This window comes from Mesorhizobium sp. M7A.F.Ca.AU.001.01.1.1 (assembly GCF_004022735.1).
Lineage (GTDB): Bacteria > Pseudomonadota > Alphaproteobacteria > Rhizobiales > Rhizobiaceae > Mesorhizobium > Mesorhizobium ciceri.
Genome location: NZ_RZPF01000202.1, coordinates 1 through 9,204, shown reverse-complemented (window position 1 = coordinate 9,204; position 9,204 = coordinate 1). Strand labels below are relative to the sequence as shown.

Annotated in this window: 9 protein-coding genes and 1 pseudogene; 3 read left to right on the top strand and 7 right to left on the bottom strand. The window is 58.9% G+C overall.

What is annotated here, in order from left to right; translation table 11 throughout:
* Positions 1 to 370 precede the first annotated feature (370 nt).
* Together EN884_RS14635 and EN884_RS14630 are read right to left on the bottom strand one after the other, a co-directional pair.
* Entirely contained in the window at positions 371 to 655 is a 285-nt protein-coding gene (locus EN884_RS14635; RefSeq protein ID WP_027161872.1) for a hypothetical protein, read from the bottom strand.
* Positions 656 to 766: 111 nt separating this feature from the next.
* The gene (locus EN884_RS14630) at positions 767 to 1,015 is read right to left on the bottom strand and encodes a hypothetical protein (protein ID WP_013525118.1); all 249 of its coding nucleotides are present in this window, start codon (positions 1,013 to 1,015) and stop codon (positions 767 to 769) included.
* 278 nt (positions 1,016 to 1,293) lie between these two features.
* On the opposite strand from EN884_RS14630, the gene EN884_RS14625 reads away from it, so the two are divergent.
* The 3 genes from EN884_RS14625 (at position 1,294) to EN884_RS14615 (ending at position 6,216) form a co-directional block, all read left to right on the top strand.
* Positions 1,294 to 4,446: a GAF domain-containing protein gene (locus EN884_RS14625; protein WP_063170788.1), complete on the top strand. Its 3,153-nt coding sequence runs from the start codon at positions 1,294 to 1,296 to the stop codon at positions 4,444 to 4,446.
* Positions 4,447 to 4,556: 110 nt separating this feature from the next.
* Complete coding sequence (locus EN884_RS14620; RefSeq protein WP_027036398.1) at positions 4,557 to 4,883, top strand: low affinity iron permease family protein; 327 nt, start codon at positions 4,557 to 4,559, stop codon at positions 4,881 to 4,883.
* Positions 4,828 to 6,216: a phospholipase D-like domain-containing protein gene (locus EN884_RS14615; protein WP_082826786.1), complete on the top strand. Its 1,389-nt coding sequence runs from the start codon at positions 4,828 to 4,830 to the stop codon at positions 6,214 to 6,216. Before EN884_RS14620 ends, EN884_RS14615 begins: the two co-directional genes overlap by 56 nt.
* A gap of 144 nt (positions 6,217 to 6,360) precedes the next feature.
* Here the strand turns inward: EN884_RS14615 and EN884_RS14610 are convergent, their stop codons facing one another.
* The 5 genes and pseudogenes from EN884_RS14610 to EN884_RS14585 all read right to left on the bottom strand — a co-directional run.
* Positions 6,361 to 6,582 (bottom strand): hypothetical protein, encoded by a 222-nt coding sequence (locus tag EN884_RS14610; RefSeq protein ID WP_013525114.1) that lies wholly within the window; start codon positions 6,580 to 6,582, stop codon positions 6,361 to 6,363.
* A 9-nt stretch (positions 6,583 to 6,591) separates the two neighbouring features.
* Positions 6,592 to 6,792 carry a hypothetical protein gene (locus tag EN884_RS14605; protein WP_013525113.1) on the bottom strand — a complete coding sequence of 67 codons (201 nt, stop codon included), beginning with the start codon at positions 6,790 to 6,792 and terminating at the stop codon, positions 6,592 to 6,594.
* A gap of 710 nt (positions 6,793 to 7,502) precedes the next feature.
* Positions 7,503 to 7,796: a DUF768 domain-containing protein gene (locus tag EN884_RS14595; RefSeq protein ID WP_013525111.1), complete on the bottom strand. Its 294-nt coding sequence runs from the start codon at positions 7,794 to 7,796 to the stop codon at positions 7,503 to 7,505.
* A 142-nt stretch (positions 7,797 to 7,938) separates the two neighbouring features.
* On the bottom strand, positions 7,939 to 8,541 hold the full coding sequence (locus tag EN884_RS14590; RefSeq protein ID WP_082826787.1) for a DUF4142 domain-containing protein: 603 nt from the start codon (positions 8,539 to 8,541) through the stop codon (positions 7,939 to 7,941).
* A 59-nt stretch (positions 8,542 to 8,600) separates the two neighbouring features.
* Positions 8,601 to 9,204 (bottom strand): annotated as a pseudogene (locus tag EN884_RS14585) (cytochrome B6); the annotation flags it as partial.

Genomic DNA, 9,204 nt, shown 5'->3' with positions numbered 1-9,204 from the left:
GTTGGCGAGAAAGCAGTTCTAGCTCATCCTCATCCGTGACCCCAGCCTGGTAGTAAGCCAGAATACGTGATGCGCGCCGCTCCTTCTCGGTTGCGGTTTCGTTTTTGATTTTGCTGCGTGCGAAGACGCGACTGAGCAGGGCAAGTTCTGATGGGGTGAAGGCGTCTCTATGCATCGCATCTCAACTCCCGCGCGCCCGTCTCGAGAGCGTCGAGGTGGGCTGAAGCCGTGTTGCAGCCTCTGCGCGTCTTTCGGAGATTAAACAAAAAGGCTGTCCGCACCAGCCAGAAACGGTCTTTTTCGGGTTCACGGCGTGATCTGCCCGGCGGCCGCAACATCTGGCTCGAGGGCGACAGCGGAGAAACCGGCTTCAACCCGATCGCAAGACGCCTGGCTCCTCTGTTTCCTTGAACTCTTCCGTATCCCTGGGCGCGGCGACCAGATCCTGGAATCCGAGAGTGGCGACGAGATAGCCTGCTTCGTCGTAAACCTTCGTCACCCAACTGGTCGGGTCCACGCCATCGACAATTCCGTCGAGCATGGCCTCCTTGGCTGCACGCTTCGCCTCTCTGACAGCCTCATCTCGATCAGCCATATCGGCAAAGATTGCAGGCTGGGCCATGCCTTCGATAAACTCGAAGCGGAATTTCGGCATCGGTCGCTCCAGTCATTGTGCCAGCGCATCGGACATTTCTGGCAGGTTTGACGCTCAACGCGGCGGTGTCGAAAAGGATGCAGCGGGTTGATTGCGCTTGATCATCAAACCTCAGGCAGCATTGCTGCCTCCCATCTCCCAGTCGCCTTGCCAACGTGCGCGCACGGCGATCATCAGTGTGGCCGCTTCCGTCATTCCTGTTTCAAACAACCTGATCAGCTCTCTCGCTACGGCGTTGGCCGCCGCCGTGTCGGGCAAGATAGCAAATTCCTGGCACAGCGCGTCGAACGCGTCGCGAAGGATGTTCAGGTCACTGGGGTAGAGAGCTTCCGTATTCGTGCGGGTTGGTCGGCTAAGCATCAGGCGCTCCTATTCGGCTACAGTGGGATTGCTCCCAAGCAGCGGCGCCCGTTACACAGCCGCTGACAATGGCTTTATGCGGCACAGCCCAGCAGGTGTCATTAAACTATGATGCACGGCGCGTCGTTCGCCCGTTGAGGGCGCATATGGAGTTGTCCTTGGCTGTCGTGACGCAAGTTTCTTCGCAATGCGTCGGCGGCCTAGCCCCGACCTGTTGTCCGGCGCCTGGAACTCTTCGCGACTGACGGCATTATCTAGTCCGACCAACCGGGGGCGAAATGGGAGTCACGTCACGCGAACGTTCGTCTGAAGTGCAGCGCTTCCAGCTTCTGGCGGGGTTGGGTGACAGGATTCGGGAGATCGATGATCCTGCCGAACTGGCATTTGCGGCAGCGGAATTGCTTGGGAAGCATTTTGGCATCAGTCGAGCCGGATATGGCACGATCGATCTCAAGAAAGAAACGATAGTCATCGACAGAGACTGGAACGCGCCGGGAATCCGAAGTCTGGCCGGAACTCTGAACTTCAGGGACTACGGCTCCTATGTCGATGATTTGAAACGAGGCGAGACGGTCGTCTTCGAGAATGCCGAGACAGACCCGCGAACCCACGACCATGCCGAGGCTCTCAAAGCAATCAGCGCCCAATCCGTCATCAACATGCCGGTTACGGAGCGCGGCGGGTTGGTTGCGTTATTGTACCTCAATCACTCCGAGCCAAGACACTGGACGCCGGCCGAGGTTGCTCTGGTTTCGGAAGTGGCTGACCGGACGCGCACCGCAATTGAACGGCTTCGTGCGGAGAAGGCCCTGCGTGAAAATGCCGAGCGCCTGGCCTTTCTGGATCGCCTCGGCAGAGAGATATCCCCGGCGACAGATGCCGACGCTGTCATGGAGGTCACCACCCGTCTACTTGGCGAACATCTAGGCGTTTCGATTTGCGCCTACGCTGACATGGAGCCGGACCAGGACCACTTCACCATTCGCGGCGACTGGAGCGCTCCTGGCTCGCCTAGCATCAGGGGATACTACAGTCTTGCCGATTTCGGTCGCCTCGCTGTTGGCAATCTGACCGCCAATCGGCCGCTCGTCATCAACGACAATCTCGAGGAAATTGCGCCCGAGGAAGCAAAGACCTTTCAGGACATCGGCATAACGGCAACGATCTGCATGCCCTTGGTCAAGCAAGGCCGGCTGGCTGCGCTAATGGCCGTTCACGACACGCAGCGCCGCGTCTGGTCGCAGCGCGAACTGTCCTTGCTGGCGGAGGTGACAGAGCGGTCATGGGCTCACATCGAGCGCGTCCGCTCGGAACAGGCTGCCCGAGCGAGCGAGGAGCGGCTAAGGCTAGCGACCGATGCGGCCGCTATCGGAACGTGGGACTATGATCCCATCACAAGGGTGCTGCGTTGGGACGACCGATGCAAAGCTCTCTTCGGTCTGCCACCTGAGGCGGAGGTGACATATGAGAGCGCGTTCCTGGCCGGTCTCCATCCAGAAGACCGTGAACGGGCGGATGAGGCCGTACGCCGGGCGCTCGCGCCGGGCGAGTCTTCCCGCTACGACATCGAATATCGGACGATCGGGCTGCGCGACGGAAAGGAGCGTTGGATAGCTGCAACGGGCGAATCTCTTTTCCGGTCCGGACGCGCGGTGCGTTTCATCGGCACCGTCATGGATATTACCGCGCGAAAGCGGGTGGAGAACCAGCTTCAGATGATGAATGCGACTGCCGCCGCCGTGGCAGCCGAGCTGGACGTGGAGCGCATTGTCCAGATTGTCACCGACGCTGGCGTCGCGCTGTCAGGCGCGCAATTCGGAGCTTTTTTCTACAATGTCCTCGATGACACGGGGGACAGCTATGTGCTCTACGCCCTGTCGGGAGCGCCACGCTCCGCTTTCGAAAATTTTCCCATGCCACGCAACACGGCCGTGTTCGAGCCTACTTTTCGCGGGACGGGCGTGGTGCGTTCCGATGATATCCTCATGGATGTGCGCTATGGAAAAAATTCGCCGAGGAAGGGAATGCCGGAAGGCCATCTTCCCGTGCGATCCTATCTTGCCGTGCCGGTCATTTCGCGATCGGGCGAAGTGCTGGGTGGGCTGTTCTTCGGACATTCCGGTTGCGGTGTCTTTGCCGCAGAGCATGAGACAGCCTTGCTGGGGCTGGCCGGTCATGCCGCCACGGCAATCGACAACTCCCGACTGTTCAAAGCGCTGCAGACGCTCAACGCCACTCTTGAGCAGCGTGTGGCTGAGGAAGTTGCCGAACGCGTCCGAGCAGAAGAGCACCTGCGCCAGGCGCAGAAGATGGAGGCCGTGGGACAGCTTACCGGTGGCATCGCCCACGACTTCAACAATATGCTGGCTGTCATCATTGGCGGTTTGAATCTCGTGCAGCGCAAGCTCCGAAACGGCGACACGAACGTGAACCACTTCGTCACCGGTGCAATCGATGGGGCACAACGCGCTGCGGAACTTACCAAGCGGCTGCTTGCCTTCTCTCGCCAGCAGCCCTTGGCACCGACGCGCCTGAATCCTAATCGACTCGTCTCCGGCATGAGCGAACTGCTGAGCCGAACGCTTGGAGAGACCATAGCAATCGAGACGGTGCTCGCCGCTGGGCTATGGCATGTGGAGGCCGATGCAGGGCAATTGGAAAGCGCATTGCTCAACCTTTGCGTCAACGCACGCGATGCCATGCCCGGCGGCGGAAAGCTCACGATTGAAACGTCTAACGCCCATATTGACGATCGGTATGCGAGAGAAAACGCGATCTCCTCGGGCCAGTATGTGATGATAGCGGTCACCGATTCCGGAACGGGCATGACTGCGGACGTGCTGGCAAGAGCCTTCGATCCGTTCTTCACCACAAAGGGAGTCGGCAAGGGTACCGGATTGGGACTTAGCCAAGTGTATGGGTTTGTTCGTCAGTCCGGCGGCAGCGTCAAGATCTATTCCGAACTCGGTGTCGGAACCACCTTGAAGATCTATCTACCGCGGTCGCATGGCGGCATTCCCGACAGCCCGGCCGCCGCCTTGGCGGGCGAGCATCCGGGACATTCAGACGAGGTCATCATGATCGTCGAGGATGAAGATCGTGTACGCCTGATGGCCGCAGAAGCGCTGCGAGAACTGGGCTATTCCGTCCTGGAAATGTCGGGGCCACGAGATGCACTTGCCGCCGTGGAGAGCGGGCATGTGCCTTCGCTTCTGTTCACCGATGTGGTCATGCCGGAAATGTCAGGCCGCGAACTGGTGGACAAGGTCAGGACATCGCACCCGTCACTAAAGGTGCTCTACACCACCGGCTACACGCGAAACGCGATTGTTCACAATGGCACGCTCGATTTTGGAACGGAGCTTTTGACCAAACCCTACACGATCGACGAGCTGGCCGAGAAGGTCCGAAAGGTGCTCGATCGAAAGTAACGATCGGCCAGAGGCGATGTACTCAAGCGGCCGACCCAAATCCACTGCAGGCACGGCGGGGCGGTATGATGTCTCGCCGGAACCAGGGGGACTGCCGCGAGTTCTCTGGAATGGCAAATCATCCGATCACCAGCGCCCTTACCTCAATCGGCACACTGACTTCCCGTCCCGCTGCGTTCCTGGTCTTGTTGGCCTACGCAATTCTTTGGATGATTTTCGAGCGACAGAGCTTGGATTGGCATGGAGCCGCAACATTGTTCACCTGGGCGATGACGCTGTTCATCCAGCGTGCGGAGCACCGCGACACTCAAGCGATCCATGCCAAGCTGGACGAGATCCTGCGGTCAGATCACGCGGCTTCAAACATCACCCGGATCGACGATGAAGAGCCCGAGGAGATCGAAAAACATCGCCATCGCCAGCAACAGGGCGATTGACGTGCAGCCTTTCGGTCCCGTTGCGTCAGGCGCCCGCAAGAAGACCTCCCGCATTGCGCCTTGGCGAAAGGTGCTCATCTATCTGGCCATTGCCGCCATCGGCAGCCTGCTCACGGTGTTGATCATAAACCTCACTCCGCAGCCGCGCGTTCTACGATCTATCGTCCCCCACCGGTTCGACGCTACGGATCCCCAATTTTCCAAGACGATGAGCAGCTATTCGCAAGGGCAGATGTTCGGTTCCAACGCGGTCCAAACTCTCGTCAACGGAGACGAAATATTTCCCTCAATGCTGCAAGCAATCGGGGCGGCTCGATCCAGCGTCAACATGGAAACGTATATTTATTGGTCAGGAGCCATCGGCTACGAGTTCGCGATCGCATTGGCGACGAAGGCCCGCGAAGGCGTGGAAGTCCGCGTGAACGTCGACTGGGTTGGCAGCCTTCCCTTCGACGAGGACCTGATCCGCATCATGACGACGGCAGGTGTGCGGTTCGAACGCTATCGGCCGCTACGCTGGTATACGTTGGACCGTGTAAACAACCGAACTCATCGCAAGCTGCTGATCGTTGATGGCCGGATCGCTTTCACCGGCGGGGTCGGCATTGCCGATGATTGGCGCGGGAACGCACGCAACTCAAATGAATGGCGCGACACCCATTACCGGATCGAAGGACCAGCCGTGCCCGCATTCCAGGCGGCGTTCGCCGAAAACTGGCTTGAGACGACCGGCGAGACATTGCAGGGCGGGAAGTTCTACCCTGCAGTTGCGGCCGCTGGCGGTCTCGATGCGCAGTTGATACTTTCTTCGCAGCCAAACGGCTCGGAGAACATGGAGCTGATGATGTTGGCGGCAATAGCCGCGGCCAAGGATCATCTGCGCATCGGCATGGCCTACTTCGTGCCGGACGACATCGCGCTGCAGCAGATTCTTGATGCAAGGAAGCGAGGCGTCTCGGTCGATGTCATCGTTCCCAATTGGCTCACGGATGTGCCTGTGGTGCGAAAGGGCTCGCGCTTTTTCTGGGGCGAATTGCTCAAGGCCGGTGTGCGCATCTTTGAGTTTCAACCCACAATGTACCATCCCAAGCTTTTGATCGTCGACGATGTCTGGGTGAGCTTTGGCTCGGCTAATCTGGATGAGCGATCCTTGCGCCTCAACGATGAGGCCAGTCTGAACGTCTACGGCTTGGAATTCGCGCGGACGCAAATAGACGTTTTCAACGAGGACCTGAAGCGATCAAGGCAGGTCAGTCTGGAAGAATGGCAAGCGCGTCCGCTAAGCGAAAAGGTCACCGACTACTTTGCGAGCAGGTTTCGCTCCCAGCTCTGATAATGGCGAGGAGGCGGAGATCCAAAGTCCCCGCGATTGCTCGCCAGGTATTTCGCAGCCTTGCTGGATCAGGTCGCGGAAGCCCTCCCTCCCAGCCGCGCTCGCCGCTGGACTCTCCCAGTGTTCCGCACGGATGTGGAGAGCCTAAAAGACTTCGATCACCTTACGGCTTCTCTTTTTGAGAGCCTGGATGGGTTTGCGGCGAGTTTGCGGCTGCGCCGGCGACGACTCCACCGGACGCTGTGCAAGCCTTGCTTGTCTCAGCCGCGCCGTCTTCTCGGCGCGTTGTGCGCGTTCAGCGTCCAGCGTCTCTTGGCTGATGCGTTTGGCGCGGTCGTATCTTTCCTTGTCATGATTGCGCGTCACGGACACCTCCTAGCCAGCAACAAAAATCCTGCGAACCTTTTTGGTGACACGCTGCTTGCGTTCTATGGGAGACGGCGTGATGGCCTGTGCGAGGCGCGCTTCCTTCAACCGCGCCGTCTTGGCGGCGCGCTCAGCACGTTCCTTGTCGACAATGATTGCTGCAGCTGATGTGGTCTTCTCGTTGCGAGCGTCATTATTGGTCCGCGGCATCTCAGCGCCTCGCCTTAATTCTTGTCGCCCGCAGAGCCATTTTGTACCTGGGTCGTGCTCTAACCTGGTGTATCGCCCCCTTGGGCGAGATTTTGCCTCGATGAGCCGGCTTCATGCGCAGGTGGTTGTCGTTGTCCGCTTGTGGGATGGCCATCTCGGTTCTCCTATGCGGGCCGAACTTCGATATGACACAAGTGTTCCAAGGCAACGCGCAAGCTGCTGGGCTATTTTCGAGGCAAGGAAACGCGCTTCAGGCGCGTGATCGGGGAACCGTGACAGGGGGCCGTAGCTGGAACTTTGAGAGCGCAGATAGCGTCGGCGCCTGCACACGGCGGCCCTCTCCCCTCTCGCAAAAGCTGTCAGCCGCGGCGGTGCGATTACCGGCAGCAAAGGAGCTTGGTGTCGACGATGAACTTCCTGGCGACGAGATCGTTCGGACATTGCTGCAGCGCAGGATCCCCCCGCGAGCGCATTAGCTCCGTATTGTATGGCGTTAGGGCCGTTGAACCACCACCGGGGTGTGTCAGTAGCACCTTACAGGCAGCCGCAGGTCCAAACGAGCAGCACCGTTCCAAGCGCATAAGGGACCAGAAGCAAACCTATCGTCACCCAGAAAGCCGGCTCTGCCAAGGCGGCCATGTCCTTGCGAAACTGCTCCATGGGGCTACCCCGGCAACTTCGACAAACGAAAAGAGCTGATCTGGTATGGCCTACGGCCCGCTTTTGGCATCTTCGACCTCCAGCGCATCCATGAGGGCTGCCACATCGCTGGGTTCGCCAGCGGCGTCACCATGCACGCCAGTTCGCGCTTTCTTGAGCGCTTGCTCGATCGCATCTTCAATGTTTCCGAGCTCGTCCTCACGCACCTCGCGACCATAACCGGCCGCTTCGGCATCCTGCTCGAATTGCTGAGCCAGCACGGCGAAGCTCACTTCCTCTTGGCCGGCAAGAGTGCCGACATTCTCCTGCAGCCAGCTTTCAAAAAACTCTTTGGTCGCGTTCATCGGATAACTCCTCCACCGGATTAAGCGCGGCGGCGATCCGAAGTTCCGCCATGGCGTCACTTTCTCAATCAGACGAACAGAAGCGCGTGCGCTGACATTCACGGAAGGCAGCTGAACTTTCAGGTGCCACATGACCGCCGCTTCATTTGGCCTTTTGCGTATCCGGCGCGAACAGGGCTTGGCCTGCCAGCTTCGCGTGCAACGTGCGGGCCAGGTCAAGATGTTCAAGCACCGTCGGCAGCTTTTCGGAGGCGAAGCGCTGAAGCGCTGCATCCTCGCCCGAGCCTATCTCCCAAGCCAGGAGCTGCGCCGTCCTTTGGTGATCGACGATCTGCGCCCTCAGGTACGCCAGCTCAAACGCGGCGCCGTCGAGCTTTTCGAGATCGGAACGGATTTTCTTGTGATCTGGATCGAGCCCTTCGGGAAGTGGAATCTTGCTTTTATCGGCCACGGATTTCAGCTGCTCATTGGCCTTGTTGTGATCATCGACCATCCGATTTGCAAATTCACGGAGGTCTTCGTGGCTTGTCTTTCCAGCCGCGAGTCGCCCGAACTCTATCTCGGCCCTGCCGCCTGCCGTAATTAGCTGTACGAAAAGCCGATCCTGATAATTCGTCTGGTGCGGTGCTGGAACTCCAGGCTTCTCCATACTGGTATCGGGGGCAAGACCGGCTGGATTGCCGATTTGCGCCAGCGCACAGCAGGGCGACACTGCCAGGACTACTGTCATTATGGCGGCACGCATGAACTGTCCTCCATTCAATACCTAGTTAATTGTCGGCCGCGGTTTTTCCCGGATGATGTCTAGAGCGTGAGCAAATAGGCCACCAATGCTTCCTTTTCCGATTGGTCGAGCTTCGTTCCGAGCACCAGGTTGAAGAACTCAACGGTATCGCCCAGCGTCATCAGACGGCCGTCATGAAGATAGGGCGGAGAATCCTTGATCCCGCGCAACGTGAAGGTCTTGATGGGTCCATCTGGAATGGCAACCTGGTCGTTGAACGTCTGACCAACTTTGTAGAATCGCTCGAGCTTCAGGTCGTGCATATTGTTGTCCATGAAGGACTGGGCTGGAACATGACATTCGCCGCAGCGGCCCTTTCCCATGAACACCTGCTCGCCCTTGATCTCCAGCGCACTGGCGGTAGCCGGGTCAAGTCGTCCAAAGGGATCGAGCTTGGGTGCCGGAGGAAAATCGATGATGTTCTGCATCTGCGCCATCATCGCGACCTGGTTGGGCCGATCCGGCAGGTTCACGCCCTTGCGGGTGGCGCTCACGTGATCGCCGTTGAAATAGGCGGTGCGCTGTTCGAACTCCGTAAAGTCTTCCACGGAACGCAGCGAGCGCTTGGATCCGTGGATCTGCTGGTTGAACAAGCCGCGCAGGCTGGTTGTGTCGAGCCGGAAG